This is a genomic window from Acidovorax soli (genome assembly GCF_014207955.1).
GTDB lineage: Bacteria > Pseudomonadota > Gammaproteobacteria > Burkholderiales > Burkholderiaceae_C > Acidovorax > Acidovorax soli_A.
The window spans coordinates 493,459-509,183 of record NZ_JACHLK010000003.1; the positions used below are offsets into that span (position 1 = coordinate 493,459).

General features: G+C 69.2%; 15 protein-coding genes. 8 read left to right on the top strand and 7 right to left on the bottom strand.

The window, feature by feature from the left end:
- The first annotated feature begins 36 nt into the window (after positions 1–36).
- Entirely contained in the window at positions 37–2,310 is a 2,274-nt protein-coding gene (locus HNP48_RS10945) for a xanthine dehydrogenase family protein molybdopterin-binding subunit (protein ID WP_184856938.1), read from the top strand.
- A gap of 28 nt (positions 2,311–2,338) precedes the next feature.
- A complete protein-coding gene (locus HNP48_RS10950; protein ID WP_184856939.1) occupies positions 2,339–2,794 on the top strand; it encodes a (2Fe-2S)-binding protein in 456 nt (151 codons plus the stop codon).
- 9 nt (positions 2,795–2,803) lie between these two features.
- Here HNP48_RS10950 and HNP48_RS10955 read toward each other — a convergent pair whose 3' ends face one another.
- Positions 2,804–3,865 carry a sensor domain-containing diguanylate cyclase gene (locus HNP48_RS10955; protein WP_184856940.1) on the bottom strand — a complete coding sequence of 354 codons (1,062 nt, stop codon included), beginning with the start codon at positions 3,863–3,865 and terminating at the stop codon, positions 2,804–2,806.
- Positions 3,866–3,894: 29 nt separating this feature from the next.
- Positions 3,895–5,079 carry a DUF917 family protein gene (locus tag HNP48_RS10960; RefSeq protein WP_184856941.1) on the bottom strand — a complete coding sequence of 395 codons (1,185 nt, stop codon included), beginning with the start codon at positions 5,077–5,079 and terminating at the stop codon, positions 3,895–3,897.
- 170 nt (positions 5,080–5,249) lie between these two features.
- On the opposite strand from HNP48_RS10960, the gene HNP48_RS10965 reads away from it, so the two are divergent.
- Together HNP48_RS10965 and HNP48_RS10970 are read left to right on the top strand one after the other, a co-directional pair.
- Entirely contained in the window at positions 5,250–5,960 is a 711-nt protein-coding gene (locus HNP48_RS10965; RefSeq protein ID WP_184856942.1) for a DUF3334 family protein, read from the top strand.
- Between the two features lie 22 nt (positions 5,961–5,982).
- On the top strand, positions 5,983–6,783 hold the full coding sequence (locus tag HNP48_RS10970; protein ID WP_184856943.1) for an AraC family transcriptional regulator: 801 nt from the start codon (positions 5,983–5,985) through the stop codon (positions 6,781–6,783).
- Here HNP48_RS10970 and HNP48_RS10975 read toward each other — a convergent pair.
- The gene (locus HNP48_RS10975; protein ID WP_184856944.1) at positions 6,743–7,453 is read right to left on the bottom strand and encodes a glutathione S-transferase family protein; all 711 of its coding nucleotides are present in this window, start codon (positions 7,451–7,453) and stop codon (positions 6,743–6,745) included. The two genes, HNP48_RS10970 and HNP48_RS10975, sit on opposite strands and share 41 nt — an antisense overlap.
- A gap of 75 nt (positions 7,454–7,528) precedes the next feature.
- Here HNP48_RS10975 and HNP48_RS10980 point away from each other — a divergent pair, with 75 nt between their 5' ends.
- Together HNP48_RS10980 and HNP48_RS10985 are read left to right on the top strand one after the other, a co-directional pair.
- Positions 7,529–8,428, top strand: a complete 900-nt coding sequence (locus HNP48_RS10980) for a LysR family transcriptional regulator (protein WP_184856945.1) — start codon at positions 7,529–7,531, stop codon at positions 8,426–8,428.
- A 108-nt stretch (positions 8,429–8,536) separates the two neighbouring features.
- On the top strand, positions 8,537–9,175 hold the full coding sequence (locus HNP48_RS10985) for an FMN-binding negative transcriptional regulator (RefSeq protein ID WP_184856946.1): 639 nt from the start codon (positions 8,537–8,539) through the stop codon (positions 9,173–9,175).
- A gap of 32 nt (positions 9,176–9,207) precedes the next feature.
- Here the strand turns inward: HNP48_RS10985 and HNP48_RS10990 are convergent, their stop codons facing one another.
- The 4 genes from HNP48_RS10990 to HNP48_RS11005 all read right to left on the bottom strand — a co-directional run bounded on the left by HNP48_RS10990 (position 9,208) and on the right by HNP48_RS11005 (position 14,655).
- Positions 9,208–12,129 (bottom strand): EAL domain-containing protein, encoded by a 2,922-nt coding sequence (locus HNP48_RS10990; RefSeq protein ID WP_260420192.1) that lies wholly within the window; start codon positions 12,127–12,129, stop codon positions 9,208–9,210.
- Positions 12,130–12,446: 317 nt separating this feature from the next.
- Positions 12,447–13,343: a hypothetical protein gene (locus HNP48_RS10995; protein WP_184856948.1), complete on the bottom strand. Its 897-nt coding sequence runs from the start codon at positions 13,341–13,343 to the stop codon at positions 12,447–12,449.
- A gap of 179 nt (positions 13,344–13,522) precedes the next feature.
- Positions 13,523–13,858, bottom strand: a complete 336-nt coding sequence (locus tag HNP48_RS11000; protein ID WP_184856949.1) for a darcynin family protein — start codon at positions 13,856–13,858, stop codon at positions 13,523–13,525.
- A gap of 35 nt (positions 13,859–13,893) precedes the next feature.
- Entirely contained in the window at positions 13,894–14,655 is a 762-nt protein-coding gene (locus tag HNP48_RS11005) for an SDR family oxidoreductase (RefSeq protein ID WP_184856950.1), read from the bottom strand.
- 48 nt (positions 14,656–14,703) lie between these two features.
- Between HNP48_RS11005 and HNP48_RS11010 the strand changes: the two genes are divergently transcribed.
- On the top strand, positions 14,704–15,303 hold the full coding sequence (locus HNP48_RS11010; protein WP_184856951.1) for a Crp/Fnr family transcriptional regulator: 600 nt from the start codon (positions 14,704–14,706) through the stop codon (positions 15,301–15,303).
- A 92-nt stretch (positions 15,304–15,395) separates the two neighbouring features.
- Positions 15,396–15,722 carry a plasmid stabilization protein gene (locus HNP48_RS11015; protein ID WP_184856952.1) on the top strand — a complete coding sequence of 109 codons (327 nt, stop codon included), beginning with the start codon at positions 15,396–15,398 and terminating at the stop codon, positions 15,720–15,722.
- The last annotated feature ends 3 nt before the right edge of the window (positions 15,723–15,725 follow it).

Sequence of the window (15,725 nt, forward strand, 5' to 3'; positions counted from 1 at the left end):
CTGGACAACTGTTCCCACGAGAGGCAGGCAACAACCATGGTGAAACGACGCACAGTGCTCTGGGGGGGCGTGGCCACGGCCGGCGCGCTGGTGATTGGCTGGGGGGCGCTGCCCCCGCGCCAGCGCCTGCGCACGGGCCAGCCGCTGCCCACGGCGGGCGGGCAGGCCGCGCTCAATGGCTGGCTCAAGATCGGTGCCGACAACAGCGTCACGGTGATGATGGCCAAGGCCGAGATGGGCCAGGGCACGCACACCGGCCTGGCCGCCATCCTGGCCGAGGAGCTCGATGCCGACTGGCCCCAACTGCGGCTGGAGATGGCGCCCATCGACGACATCTACAACAACCTGGCCACGGTGGTCGATGGCCTGCACTTCCACCCCGACAACGATGGCTCCATCAAGGCTGTGGCCGGCTGGCTCACCGCCAAGACCATGCGCGAGGTGGGCGTGATGATGACGGGCGGCTCCTCCAGCATCAAGGACCTGTGGCTGCCCATGCGCGAGGCCGGCGCCAGCGCGCGCGCCATGCTGGTGCGCGCGGCGGCTGCGCAGTGGAACGTTCAGGCCGCCGAATGCACGGTGCAGGCCGGCGTGGTGGAGCATGCCGCGGGCCAGCGCGCGAGCTTTGGCGAACTCGCGGCGCTGGCGGCGCAGCAGCCGCTGCCGGGAAAGGTGGTGCTCAAGGAGGCCGCGCAGTTCCGCCTGATCGGCAAGCCGCTCACGCGCATCGAGGCGCGCAGCAAGCTCGATGGCACGGCCGTGTTCGGCATCGACGCCAACCCGCCCGGCCTGCTGCATGCCGCGGTGGTGATGTGCCCCACGCGCGGCGGCAAGCTGCTGCGCATGGACGCAGCGGCGGCCGAGAAGCTGCCCGGCGTGAAGAAGGTGCTGGCCGTGGACGCCCTGAACGGCGGCACCGGCGCGGTGGCCGTGATCGCCGACACGCCCTGGCATGCGCGCAAGGCGGCAGCCACCGTGACCGTGGAGTGGGACCATGGCCCCGCCGCGGCCCTGTCGAGTGCGGCGGTCTACGAACAACTGGCCCAGGCGCTGGACCAGGCCAAGGGCTTTGGCTACCACCAGAGCGGCGATGCCCCGGCGGCCATGCAGGGCGCGGCGCGCACCATCACGGCCGACTACCGCGCGCCCTACCTGGCCCATGCGGCGCTGGAGCCGATCAACTGCACGGTACAGTTCAAAGACGGGGCGGCTACGGTGTGGACATCGACCCAGGTGCCCGACCTGGCACGTGCGGCCGCGGCCAAGGTGCTGGGCATCGCCGAAGACAAGGTGGAGGTGCGGCAGCTGCTGCTGGGCGGCGGCTTCGGGAGGCGGCTGGAGGTGGACTATGTGGCCCAGGCGGCTGCCATCGCCCGTGCAGCCGACGGCGCGCCCGTGCAGACGCTGTGGACGCGTGAGCAGGACACGCAGCACGACTTCTACCGCCCCGCCTGCATGGCACGCTTCAAGGCAGGCTTCGATGCGAGCGGCAAGCTGGTGGCCTGGGACAACCTCTCGGTGGGCCAGGCCATCGTGCCCCAGGTGCTGGGCCGCATCTTCGGCCTGCCCGGGGCCGGGCCGGACAAGACCACCTCGGAGGGCGCCTTCGACCAGCCCTACGAATGGCCCCATGCGCGCATCGCCCACGAGATCGTCGCGCTGCCGCTGCCCGTGGGCTTTTGGCGCTCGGTCGGGCATTCGCACCAGGCTTTCTTCAAGGAAAGCTTCATGGATGAGGCGGCCGCGGCCGCCGGGCAGGACCCGGTGGCCTTTCGCGCCGGGCTGCTGCAAAAGCACCCGCGCCACCTGCAGGTGCTCCAGAAGGCGGCCGAGCTCGCGGGCTGGGGCCAGCCGCTGGCGGCCGATGCCTCGGGGGCGAAGCGTGCCCGGGGCATTGCGCTGCACCAGTCTTTTGGGTCGATCGTGGCCCAGGTGGCCGAGGTCTCGGTCGCGGCGGACAGCAAGGCCATCCGCGTGCACCGCGTGGTCTGCGTGATCGACTGCGGTGCGGCCATCAACCCCAACCTCATCACCCAGCAGATGGAGAGTGCCGTGGTCTTCGGCCTCACGGCCGCGCTGCATGGCGAGATCACCGTGGACAAGGGCCAGGTGCAGCAGGCCAACTTCCACGACTACCCGCTGCTGCGCATGGCCGACTGCCCACGCACCGAGGTCCACATCGTGCCAAGCGCCGAGCCGCCCGAAGGCGTGGGCGAGCCGGGCGTTCCACCCATCGCCCCCGCCGTGGCCAACGCGGTCTTTGCGCTGACCGGCCAGCGCCTGCGCAGCCTGCCATTGCGCCTGGCCTGAACCACCCGCCCCCACTGGAGCCCCATCCATGCCCACCACCCTGCGCATCAACGGCAAGGCCGTTTCCGTGAACGCCGAGGCGGACACCCCTTTGCTGTGGGTGCTGCGCGGCGAATTGCACATGAACGGCACGAAATTCGGCTGCGGCATGGCGCTGTGCGGCGCCTGCACCGTGCACCTGAACGGCGAGCCCACACGCGCCTGCATCACGCCGCTGTCGGCCGTGGGCGATGGCGACGTGACCACCATCGAAGGCCTGGCGGGCCCGCAGGCCGAGGCCCTGCGCAATGCCTGGACCACGCTGGACGTGGCCCAGTGCGGCTACTGCCAGAGCGGCCAGCTCATGTCGGCCTGCGCCCTGCTCACCAAGACCGCACGGCCCACCGATGCCGACATCGACGCCGCCATGTCGGGCAATGCCTGCCGCTGCGGCACCTACCCGCGCATCCGTGCGGCCATCCACCAGGCCGCAGGCAAGGGCTGATACCCGCGCTCAGTTGGTCAGTGCGCTGCTGCCCTGGGTCTGCCCAGGATCAAGCAGCATGTGGGCCTCGGCACGGGCCGCAGACTCTGCCGCCACGGCCGACTGGACATTGTTGCGCCCGGCCTGCTTGGCGCGGTAGAGGGCCTTGTCGGCGGTGTTGACCAGTTCCTCAAAACTGGCGCCGCGCGCGTCGTACAGGGTGGCCACGCCGATGCTCACGGTGACGGTGACGCAGGCGCCGTCGCCATCGACCAGCACATTGTGGTCCGACACCCCCGTGCGCAGCGACTCGGCCAGGCGCATGGCGCTGGGGGCGTCGATGCCCGGCAGCACGATGACGAACTCCTCGCCGCCGAAGCGGGCCACGATGTCCACCGCCGTGCGCGAGCGTGCCAGGCAGGCCTGGGCCACGGCGCAGATCACCCGGTCACCCGCCAGGTGGCCCCAGGCATCGTTCACGGCCTTGAAGTGGTCGATGTCCACCACCATCAGCGACAGCGGCTGGCCCAGTTGCCCGGTGCTCAGGCACTCGCGCGCGCCCATCTCCATCAGCGTGCGCCGGTTGGACAGGCCCGTGAGCGCATCGCAGGCGGCCAGTTGCTCCAGCGCCGTGTTGAGCTCCTGCAGCAGGGCATTCTGCTCGCGCAGCTGGCGGTTTATCTGGGCGATCTCGTCTTCCTTGCGCTTGCGGTCGTCGATGTTGAAGGTCACCCCGATCAGGCGCTTGCCCGGCGTGTCGGTATGGCCGTCCATGATGCGGCCGTAGTTGGCATACCAGACCCACTCGCCGCTTTTGGCGCGCAGCCGGAACTCGCAGCGGTACTGCGGGGTGACGCCAGACATGTGGTCGGACACGGCCGACTGCACCGTCGCCAGGTCATCGGGGTGGAACAGGCCGTAGACATCCTGCAGGCCCGAGACGATCTCCTCCTCGGTGAAGCCCAGCTCCAGGAAGGTCTTGGTGGCCTTGCGGGTGACGGTGCCGGTGACCAGGTCGTTCTCCCACAGGTCCAGCCCGGCGGCTTCCAGCGCCAGCTCCAGCCGCTCGCGGTTCAGATCTGCTTCACCCATGGCGGGCCGTCCCCTGTCCGTTCACCGGCTCAGGCCGCAGGCATGGCGCCGGCGTAGCCGATGTTGCGCAGCAGCCCCGCGAACGAGGCCACCACGCCCGGCGTGTTGTACAGCTGGGGCGCCGTCTGCACATAGATGATGCTGACCTGCTTGCCCGTGCTGTGGCCCTTGGTGGCGTCGAAGTAGATCGCCAGGTCGTCGCTGGCGTTGGAAAAGCCCCGGCCCGTGCTCTCCGAGTAGTAGCAGATCGAGTCGGGCGCGATGATGTCGGGCGAGGTGCTCGCCGTGCCGTACATGATGAGGTTTTCGTTCAGGTTGTACAGGTAGTGCGTCTCGGTGCTCTGGGCCGGATCGGGTGCATTGTCGAGCCGGATGATGCCCGAGTCCAGCGAGGAGGCGCTGGAGGTGGACTGCGTGACGGCCGTGATGTAGAAGTTGGTCAGCACCGCCTTGGCCGCGCGCCCCGTCAGTTCCGTGATATTGGCCGCCACGGAGGCCGTGGGCAGGGGCGCAGGCGCCTGCCGCAGGGCGGCGCCGAGCTTGCGCGCCTGCTCCATGGTGCCGGGAATGTAGTTGCCCGTGAGCGCATAGCCGTTGCTGGCGTTGGACGGCCACATGGCGATGCCCGAGTAGCCGCCAAAACCACCGACCACGCCGCCGGCCAGGGTTTCCACCTTGTCCGCGGTGGGCGCGCCGAGCACGGCCGACTCGACCTGGGGCGAGGGCGGCACGTCATTGGCCAGGGCACAGGGGGTGGGAGCGAGCTTGGCGCTGCCGGTGAAGGTGGTTTGGGGCAGTTCGGGCACGGCACGGCCGGCGCCATCGCCGTCGACCACGTAGATGGTGCCTTTGGACATGCCGGCGCCGATCAGGGGCACCAGCGAATTGATGGGGCCGACTTCCACCGGGATCAGGGCCCCGAGCGGGCTGCCGGTGGCCTGCTCGAACACCTGGGATGTGTTGGTGATGGAGTTCTGGATGGCCGACAGCGTCAGGCCATCGGCCGCATCGGGCGAGCCCATGATGGCCAGCACGCAGGCCGGGGTTTTCCCGTCGTAGTCCTTGACGGTCACGGGGGTGAAGGTCCCCTGGACCGCCAACTGCTGCAGGATGGTGCAGGCATCGTTGTAACTGCCGCCGCCGCCACTGGCCAGAACCGCCGCGCCCGCGGCAATCGACTGGAGATCGTCCAGCCCATAGGTATACACGCCCATCGGTTTCCTCCCTCTTGGATGGCTGGCACGATACGCCGAGCCGGTTGCTTGTCAACCCACAGCATAGCGCCTTGACCCTGGGAGCCACAGCGCCATGTAACCACTCTGGCCGAGCGCGGCCGCTTGGCCTATGCTGTATGCAAGCACTGTGCCCCTTTTTCGAGACCACCATGAGCCTCCCTGAAGACAATTCCCCCTCTGCCGTCATCTACGGCACCGAAGACCTGCTGGTCAGCCTGTGCAATTCCGTCACGCGCGTGCTCAACGTCGCCACGCACAGCCAGATCCACTATTCCGGCATGGTGCAGCGCATCAGCAAGACCTGCCTGAAACCCGATATCGGCTGTTTCGTGCTGTTCGATGGCGGCTTTTCCGGCCTGGTGATCATCAATTTCTCGGCCCAGGCCGCCATGGAGCTGTATTCCAGCTACCTGCTGAACATGGGCATGTCCAAGGACGACCTGGTCAGCTCCTACACCTCGGACGAGGTGGCCAACGTCATGGGCGAGCTCATGAACCAGGTGGTGGGCGATTTCACCGGCAAGGTGCGGCGCGAGCTGCAGACCCACATCACCCAGAACCAGCCCAAGATGCTGGTGCTCAACAAGCAGGTGATGCTCAGCGTGGACGCCAACCTGGACAAGCCCGAGGCCCGGCGCGTGACCTTCTACACGGCCAGCAACAACATCTTCTACCTGGAGCTGGCCATCGACCGCACCGAGTTCATCAAGATGGTGGATTTCGAGGCCCAGGACACACCCGACCCCGACGCGCTGATGGCCCAGTCGCAGCATGCGCCGGCCGCGGCGCCCGCCCCCGCAGCGGACAACGGCGGCGGCGGATCCGATACGGACGAGCTGCTCAAGTCGCTGGGAATGTAGGCCACCGGCCACCCGCCCCCGCATGCGCTCCTCTCCGCGGGAAGCCCTGCCCTACGAGGAACTGCCGCTGGGTGCGCTGGACCCCGCGCGGATCGAGGCGCTGTGGCGCTACCGCCCCGCGGCCGGGCGCCGGCAGACCATCCTGCCCGATGGCCGCATGGACCTGGTGGCACATGCGCTGCTGGATGCCGCAGGCCGCATCACGGCCGTCACCCTGGCCATTGCCGGCCCCGCAGACCGGCCTGGCACCGTGGCCCACCGAGCCGCCCTCTGGAGCGTGGGTGTGCGCTTCCAGCTCGGCTGGGGCGGCGCCTGCCTAGGGCTGAACCCGGCCACGCTGGTGAACCGGGTGCTGACCGGGCCTGCGGCCGAGCAGGCGCTCGGGCCCCTGGCACTCCCGGTGCTCGCAGCCACCGAGACCGAGGGCCTGCAGGCCGCACTGGCCACGGCGGCAGCAGCCCTGGCGCGGCGGGCCGGCCCGGCCCCGGCCACCAGCCCGTCGCAGGCGCGCGCCCTGCTGGCCTTGCGCTGGCTGCGCCAGCACCCCGGCGCCCCACTGCACGCGCTGTGCACGGCGCTGGCCGTGCCGGAGCGCACTCTGCGCCGGGATGTGCTGGCCGCCGTGGGCCTGCCGCTGCGCAGCCTGGCCGGCATCCTGCGCTTCCAGCGCGCCATGGCCTGGGTGCAGAGGGGGCATCTTTCCTCGCTGGCCGACCTGGCGCACGAGGCCGGCTATGCCGACCAGGCGCACATGACGCGGCAGTTCCGGCAGTTCGGCGGCTTCACGCCGGCACTGCCGCAGCAGGTGCCGGTGGTCGCCTAGCCATGCGCGCCGCCAATGCCCCCTGGCGCGCGCGCAGAAAGGCGCGCAGCCGCTCCCCAAAATCGGCGCCCGCCGCACCGGCCACCGAAGGCCGGGCCGCCAGCGCGGCGCGCCAGGCGGCCACGCGCGGCAGGCCGGTGAGCACGCCAAAGTCGCCGATGCGGTCGAACGCATCGAAATAGCGGAACACCGGGCCGAACACGGCATCGACCAGGGTGAAATCCGCTCCCGAAAAGTAAGGACCTGCTTCACCGCGTGTGCCCAACTGCACCTCGATCTGCGCGAACAGGCGCTGCAGGTCTTTGGCCCGGGCGGCCAGCGCGGCTTCGTCGGCCGCGTTGTAAAACGCGGCGATGGCCGAGAGCACGGCCGAGCCGAACTCCATCCAGCCCCGGTGCCGGGCACGGGCCAGTGCGTCCCCTGGGTGCAGGCGGGGCGCTGCGGTCTCCTCCAGGTACTCGCAGATCACGGCCGATTCGAAAACGGGCTGGCCGTCCACCAGCAGCACCGGCGTCTTGCCCAGAGGAGAGACCTGGAGGAACCAGGCGGGCTTGTTGGCCAGGTCGATATCGATGCGTTCAAAGGCCATGCCTTTTTCCGCCAGGGCGACGGCGGCCCGTTGGACATAGGGGCACAGAGGGTGGCTGACGAGAGTGAGTGCTTGCGGCATGGTGCTTCCTTGAAGGGTGGGAGTACCGAATCTATGATTGCACCAGCGAAATCAAAATACGCAGCAAAACAAACCATGATTGCACCAACGCAACAAACAGGCACCGCCTTCCAGCTGGGCCCGGCCGACCTGGAATGCCTGCTGGCCATGGTGCGTGCAGGCACGCTGGCAGGCGCTGGCGAGCGCCTGGGTGTGGCACCGTCCACCGTGTTCCGCACGCTGCAGCGCATGGAGCGGGGGCTGGGGCAGACGCTGTTCGTGCGCTCGCGCGCGGGCTACCAAGCCGCCGAGCTGGCGCAGCAGCTGGCCGGGCATGCCGAGCAGGCCGAGGCTGCACTGGAGGCCGCGCGTTCGGCCGCCCAGCGCCAGCCCGAACAGGTGGCCGGCAGCGTACACATCACCACCACCGACACCATCCTGCACGGCCTGGTGGCGCCGGCCTTACTGCCACTGGCGGCGCAGCACCCGCTGCTGCAGTTCGAGCTGCATGCGGGCAACGAACTGGCCAGCCTCACACGGCGCGACACCGACATCGCCGTGCGCGCCACACGCCGCCCGCCGGTGCACCTGGTCGGCCGCCAGGTGGGTGCCCTGCGCATGGCACTGTTTGCCGCGCGGGGCAGTGCCTACGCGCACTTGGCCGAGGCCCAGGCCGGCCAGGCCCCCTGGGTGGCGCCCGACAATGCGCTCCCCGAGCACCCCTCGGTGCTGTGGCGCAAACGGCACCACCCCAAGGCCGTGGCGCGCTACCGGGTGCACAGCATCCTCACGGTGATGGAACTCATCGCGCTGGGCATGGGCGTGGGCGTGCTGCCCCTGTTCCTGGCCCGACAGCACCCCGGCCTGGTGGCGCTGACCGGCGCGCTGGACGAATGCGAAACCGGCCTGTGGCTGCTGGCCCACCCCGAATCGCGCCACCTGCGGCGCGTGGCCACGGTCTATGGCCACCTGGCCAGCACGCTGGTGCTGGACTGAAGCCCTCTTTCGCCGCCGCCACCGGGCACCGGCTGGCCGCAATCTTCAATACACCGCAGGCCCGGCTGCCGATACTGCACAGGACACCGCCACGCACCGCTCTTTTCCATGCACATCCAAGCCCTGTTTGCCCACAACGACACCGCCGCCCTGCACCGCCTGGTGGCCGCCCACCCGCTGGCCAGCCTGGTCGCCACCGGGATCGACGGCGGCCTGCAGGCCCACCTGCTGCCCTTGCTGCTGCTGCCGGGTGCCACCGCCGCCCGCCCGGCGCGCCTGCAGGGCCACGTGGCGCGCAGCCACCCGCTGCGCCAGGAGGTGGCGGACGGCAGCACGGTGCTGGCGCTGTTCCAGGGCCCCAATGCCTATATCTCGCCGCGCTGGTACGTGAACGGCCAGCGCAGCGCGCGCGTGGCCCCCAGCTGGAACTACGTGGCCGCCCAGGCGCGCGGCCGGCTGCACTGGGTGGACGGCGATGCCGCCTGGATGCTCGCCCACCTGGCCGCCCTCACCGCCACGCAGGAGCAGCACCGCCCAGAGCCCTGGTCGCTGGACATGGCCGCGCCCGACTATGTGGAGAATGCGGCCCGCCATCTCGCGGGCTTCGAGATCGAACTCAGCGCGCTCGAAGGCAAGCGCTTTCTCTCGCAGCAGCGCACCGAGGCCGACCGGCACAGCCTGGTGGCGCACCTGCAACGCGAGCCCTCGGGCATGGCGCGCGATGTGGCGCGGCTGATCGTGCCCTGAGCCGGGCACACCAGGGGCGCACCCGGGCGCTGTCAGTGCGCGTCGGAGCGGCGTTCGCCGAACAGCCCGGCCTGCCCCGATGGCGGGCCGGAGGCCCCGAGCAACTGCACGAACTGCGCCAGTTGCGGGTCGGCGATGAAGCTCGCCGCGGACGACGCGCTCAGCAAGGCCTCGGGCAGTTGGGGCCGCGCCACGACGAAGCCCTGCACATAGTCCACGCCGATCTCGGCCAGGGTCTGCACCGTGGCGTGGTCTTCGGCCCACTCGGCAATGGTCTTCATGCCCAGGTTGCGCGCCAGGCTCACGATGGCCTCGACGATGGCCACGTTGGCCGGGTGGCGGTTCATGTTGACGATGAAGTTGCCGTCGATCTTGAGCAGGTCGGACGGCAGGTCCTTGAGGTAGGAGAACGAGGTGTAGCCGGCACCGAAGTCGTCGAGCGCCACCTTGGCCCCGTAGGAGCGCACCTGGCTGATGAAGCGGCGCGTGTTCTCCAGGTCGTGCAGGGCCACGCTCTCAGTGATCTCCAGGCACAGCCAGCTGGCCAGGTGCGGGTGCTCGTCGAACAGGGCGAACACATCGTCGATGAAGGCCTCGTCGTTGAGCGAGGCACCGCTCAGGTTCAGGCAAACGAACTGCGTGCGCCCCAGCTGGCCATGGTGCTTGCCCAGCCATTCGAACACGGTGCCCAGCACCCAGCGGTCGATGACGCCCATGCGCCCGCTGTGCTCGCCCGCGGCAATCAACCGGGGCGTGGGCACCAGGGCACCGCTGGCATCGCGCATGCGCAGCAGCACCTCGAAATTGAGCGACTCGGTCGGCGCCGTGAGCGACATGATGGGCTGCATCTCCAGGTACAGGCCTTCGATGCGCTCATCGGAGGACAGGCGCTCCACGAGCTTCATCTCCATCTCGTGGGCGATCAGGCCGGGCGCATCGCGCTCGTACACCGCCAGGCCCTGCTGCAGGCCGCGCTTGGCATCGCGGCAGGCATGGTCGGCGGTGGACACCACGTCGCGGATGGTGCTGCCCGGTGCCACCTCGATGAGGCCGATGGAGCCGCGCACGTGGAAGGAGCGCGCCCCCACCCGGTAGGGGCTGGTGCAGATGCTGGAGACGATGCCCTGGCTGATGAGCCGGGCCAGCGTGATGTGGGTGTCGGGGAAGACGATGAGGAACTCGTCGCCCCCCACGCGCCCGATCTGCATGTTGCCCGAGAGCATCTGCGAAACCCGCGCGCACACCTGCTGCAGCACGTCGTCGCCGGCCGCGTGGCCGAACAGGTCGTTGATGAGCTTGAAGCGGTCCAGGTCCAGGTAGGCCAGGGCCAGCGGCTTGCCCTGGTTGCGCTGCGCCAGGGCCGCCTCCAGCACCTGCTCGATGCCGCGGCGGTTGAGCACGCGCGTGAGCGCATCGTGGTGGGCCAGCACGCGCAGGTTTTCGGTGGCGCGCGATTTCTCGGTCACGTCCTGCAGCGAGCCTTCGATGCGCCCGCGCGCCTGGGTGGCACGCACCATGAAGCGCCGGGTCAGCTCCCCCTCCTCGCGCCCGCTCACGGCAAACTCGGTTTCCGTCTCACCCTGGCCATGCACCATCTGGTCGAGCTGCAGCCAGGCCGCATCGCCGAACTGCGCGCGCCAGGTGCGCCCGCCGTTGTCCAGCAGGCCGTCGCCCAGCATGTCCACGAGCGCCGGGTTGGCGCTCAGGAAACGGCCTTGCAGGTCGAGCGTGAACAGGCCGATGGGCATGGCCTCGTAGGCATGCTGCAGCTGGGCCTGCACCTCCAGGCGCTTGACGTGTTCCTGGCGCATCTGCTCGGCGATGGCCAGCGCGGCCAGCAGGCTCGACGACAGCGCCGCCGTGACGTGGTTCACCGTGCCCACCAGCACCTTCATGCCATAGGCCGCCGCCACGATTTCCGAGAAGCTCGACAGGAAGGTGACCCCCAGCGAGGCCCCGTACCACAGGGCCACGCGCGAGCGGGTCTTGAACACGATGCGCACCAGGCTCACCGTCATCAGCAGCAGGCCCAGCCCGGTGGACACCCACATCATGGGCAGGTACAGGCCATAGGGCAGGAACACGGCGGCCAGCAACAGCGGCACGCAGGCCCACTGGGCCCCCCGGATCCAGGGGCCCAGGCGCGAGCGGTCCAGGTCTTCCTGGAACAGGTTCTTGTACAGCGTGATGGTGAGAAAACCGTAGATCGCCACCGTGAGCGCGCGGGTCGGAAACAGCCAGGGCGTAGGCACCAGGTGGCCCAGCCATTGCACATCCCAGCCGGCGGAGATGGCGCCCACGCGCAGCGTGACCACGAGCCAGGCCGCGAACAGCACGTACAGCGACTGGCGGTTGATCAGCGCCGTCATGAGCACGAACATGCCCAGCACCACCAGGCCGCCTTCGAGCAGGCCCAGGTTGCGGTGGAATTCGAGCACCGAGGCCTGCAGGTCGGCCTGGCCCCACCAGTCGGCCTGCAGGCGCGCCGGCCCGACAAAGGACGCGCGGCACAGCAGGCGCTGGCCGGCACTGGCCTCGGGCAGGCCGAAACCGGCCTTCATGGGAATCAGGCTGCCGCTGGCCTGCTCACGCGTGGCCTGGCCCAGCGATGCCAGGCTCTTGCCATCCCAGCAGGCCATCTCCACCGCGTGGCGCGAAGGGAACAGCACCGAGGGCGGCTGCGCCATCGACACCGGCAGATCCACCAGCAGCCAGACCGGCTCCTCGGACAGGTTGGTATCGTGGAAGGACTTGAGCGGCCGGTTCACCAGCGCCGCCAGCGCCTGCTCGGGGCCGAGCTGTGCCGCCGCCTGGGGCAGCACGCGCATCATCAGGGTGTGGCCGCCGGCCGACAGGTAGTTGCTCTGCCAGAACAGCAGCGCCCACACGGCCAGGCCCGCCATGGCAATGGGAATGATGTAGATGGACATCGCGCGCAGCAGCCAGTCCATCATGACTACGCCGCGCCGTACCCAATGCCGTGCGTGCTCCTGCAATCGCGCTGACCCCATGGTTTCGTGTGGATGCGCGGCCCCCACGGCCACGCACTGGATGGCGCATGGGCCACGGCCAGACCCGGCCGCAATCACGCGCAAACTTCCATCTTGTCACGGAACACACGGCCTGCCCTGCAAGTCTTTGCGCGTTCCCCCTGTTTTATGGGAGTTTACAAAGCAACGGGCAGCAAAAAGGCCACCGCAGGTGTGGCCTTTTTACCAACAGGTGATTTTGCGGTGGGCCAGCCCCCACCCTGCCAGGGTGGGATGGGAGTTCAGGCAAAGGCCCGGTTGCTGATGCGTGCCGGCAGTTCCCGCCGCCCGCTGGCGGGCGTGCGGCGCGGCAGCGCACCGGCGACCTTGCTGCCGGCAGGCAGGCTGCGCGCCGGCACCGGCCCCATGTCGATGTCGGGGTGGCGGGTATGGCAGAAGAAATTGAGCGCCGGGTGCTGCGCCTGCTGCCAGCGCGCCGGGCCGCTGTCGATGTCGAAGGCCATCACCCGGTGCGGCAGGTTGCCCGCATGGGCCAGTGGAATGAAACCCTTGGCAGGGAACAGGTCTTCGAACAGCAGCTGCTCGTAGTGCCGGTCGATGGGCGCGCGGCCTGCGGCGATGGCCTGCTCGATGCCCTGGCGCTCGCAGTACTGGAAAGCCGCCTTGATGAGCACCGTCTTGACCAGGCGCCCCATGGTGCCGCCCACGATGCCCAGGCGCGTCACCTCGGCCAGGTGCATGCCCTCCATCCACAGGGGCAGGTCGACCGACTGCTCCACGCTCAGGGGGCGAAAACGGTTGCTCTGGATGCGCGCCGTGCCCAGGGGCGAGCCATCGAGCTTGGACTCGGCCAGCAGCACCACGACACCATCTTCATAGTCGGTGGCCTCGGGTTCCTGCAGCTTTTGCGCCAGAGCGGGCACATGGCGCGCATAGGCCGCGTGGCGGATGTGCACAGCCTTGCGCAGGTCGGCCTCGTTCTTCACCAGGCGCACCCAGAAGGGCAGGCGCTCTTCCTTTGTCGCCAGGCGGTTGAGTGCATCCATGCGGGTCGGCTGGGGCCCGGCTGCCGTGCGGCCGGCCAACGCGGGCGAGGATGCCACACCGAACGCGCGCGAGGGCAGCGGCGGGTGCACACGCACGGTGGGGGCGGGGGCATGGGCGATGGACTCAAGCATGATCGGGCCTCGGGGACAAGAAAAATTTCGCAGATTGCGCAAGTCCACTGTAGGGGCCGCCCCGTGTTTCTTGAGTCAGGGCCGGGATGGAAATCCTGTCTCTTTTTTTCGGACACGCCCGGTCCGAACTTGCCCGACAGGCGTGTCTGCCTGGGAGGCATTTGTGTGTCTCCGAAAGACTAGCCAGCGGCCGCTGCGTGCCGCTCGAAGGCCTCGTACCCACCCTCGATGGCGGGCACGATCTGCACCACGTCAAAGTAGGGGTGCGCGATCAGGGGCGAATCGCGCAGGCGCTCGATAAAGAAGTAATAGGCGCGCGGGTCGGCCGTCTCCACCAGCATCACATCGCTGCAGGCAGCGCTGAAGGCCTCGGCGTCGAAGTAGCGCATGGACAGGCCCGCACCCGGGCCCAGCAGTGGGTGCAGGTGCTCGGCCGTGAGTGCGTTGCGGCGCTCGCGCGGCAATTGCAGCCAGGCGGTGGTGGCACGGAGATGGATGAAGAAGGCGTAGTTCATGGTGCGTGGCTTTCAGGAAAGGGCGTTGTGTCGTCTCAGGCGTTTTGCAGCATGCGCGCGAGCAGCCCCGGCGCCCAGCGCTGCAGCGCGGGCACCCAGCGCGCCTTGCCGATGTGAATTTCGGCACGGCCGGCGAGGAGACCGGCGACCAGCGCCTGGGCGGCCTGCTCGGCTGGCAGCTTGCCGCGCCCCCGCCCCTGCGTCATGGGCGTGTCCACCAGGGGCATCACCGCATCGACGACCCGCACGCTGCTGCCGCGCAGCTGCACCCGCAGCGCCTGGGTGAACAGGCGCAGGCCAGCCTTGGTGGCGCTGTAGACGGCCGCCGTGCGCTTGGGCGCATGGGCCAGGGCCGAGGTGACGTTGACCACGCAGGCCTGGCGCCGGCCTTGCAAATGGGGCAGCAGCGCCCGCGTGAAAGCGATGGGCGCGACGAGGTTCACGTCCACCTCCTGCTGGATGTCGGCGCTGCCATAGCCTGTATCGTCCATGCGCAGGTCGTGCTGGATGCCGGCGTTGTGGATGAGCACGCCCAGGTCGGGGAAACGCGCCACGATCTGCTGCGCCAGTGCATCGATCTCGCCAATGCGGGCCAGGTCGGCCGGCCAGGCATGGATGAGCTGGTGCTGCGCTGCGAGCGACTGCAAGCGGACGGCATCGCGCCCAAGGGCCACCACGGGCACGCCCAGGGACGCCAGGTGCAGGGCCAGCGCCCGGCCGATGCCGGAGCTGGCGCCCGTGACGATGGTGCGCGGCAGGGGTGCCGGCCTTGGTTGTTCTACAGTGTGCGGGTTCATGGCTGCCAATGTAGGCAGCCGCAGTCCTCTTGCAATCAACCCAGGTTAATGCACGGCCCTCCATCCACCTTCAAGGCGTTGCTCGAATCGGCCGCTGGCAGCACCGACCTGCCCGAATGGCCGCGTGTGGCGCAGGCGCTGGAGGTGCGGCGCATCGATGCCGGCGGAACCGCTTTCCTGCAGGGCGTGGAGCACCCGCATGTGTACGCGGTGGCCAGCGGCCTGCTCAAGCTGTGCTACCTGGGGGAGGACGGCACGGAATGGATCAAGTCCTTCGCGCACGAGGGGCGCTTCTTTGCCAGCATCGCAGCACTGGCACCAGGCGGGCGCACTACCTTCATGGTGACCGCGCTGGAACCCTGCGTTCTGGAGCGCATCGACTACCGGCTGCTGGCCGCCCTGGCGCGCGAGCACCTGGCCTGGGCCACGGCACTGGGTGCGCTGACCATGGTGTTCGCGGCCCGCAAGGAGGAACGCGAGCGCGAGCTGCTCACGCTGGACGCCGAGGGCCGCTACCGGGCCTTCTGCGCGGCCCATCCGGACCTGGCCGCACGCATCCCGCAGAAGGACCTGGCACGCCATCTGGGCGTAACGCCCGTCGGGCTCAACCGCATCGTGATGCGGCTGCGCCGACAGCAGGTCGCATAGATCAGTCCTACAGACAGGCGCAGGCCCGTCCTATCCACGCGGCGCCGCTGAGCGCCTAAGTTGGGGCCTGGGTCACCACCGGGAGAACCACCATGCCCTCAACTGCCTGGAGCGCCAAGCGCGAACGCCAGTACGGCCATATCAAGGACAGCCTGCTGCAGCGCGGCAAGAGCGAGCGCACGGCCGAGGAAATCGCCGCACGCACCGTCAACAAGGAACGTGCCCAGCACGGCGAGAGCGAAACCGCCCACCCCAAGACCCTGAAGGACACGCCCGCCCCGGTGCGCGGCGGCCGGCGCTCGCACCAGGGCGCGCAGGGCCGCACGCGTGAACAGCTCTATGAGGATGCCAAGCGCAAAGGCATCCGGGGCCGCTCGAAAATGAACAAGGCCCAATTGGAGAAGGCCGTAGGCCGCTAGGGG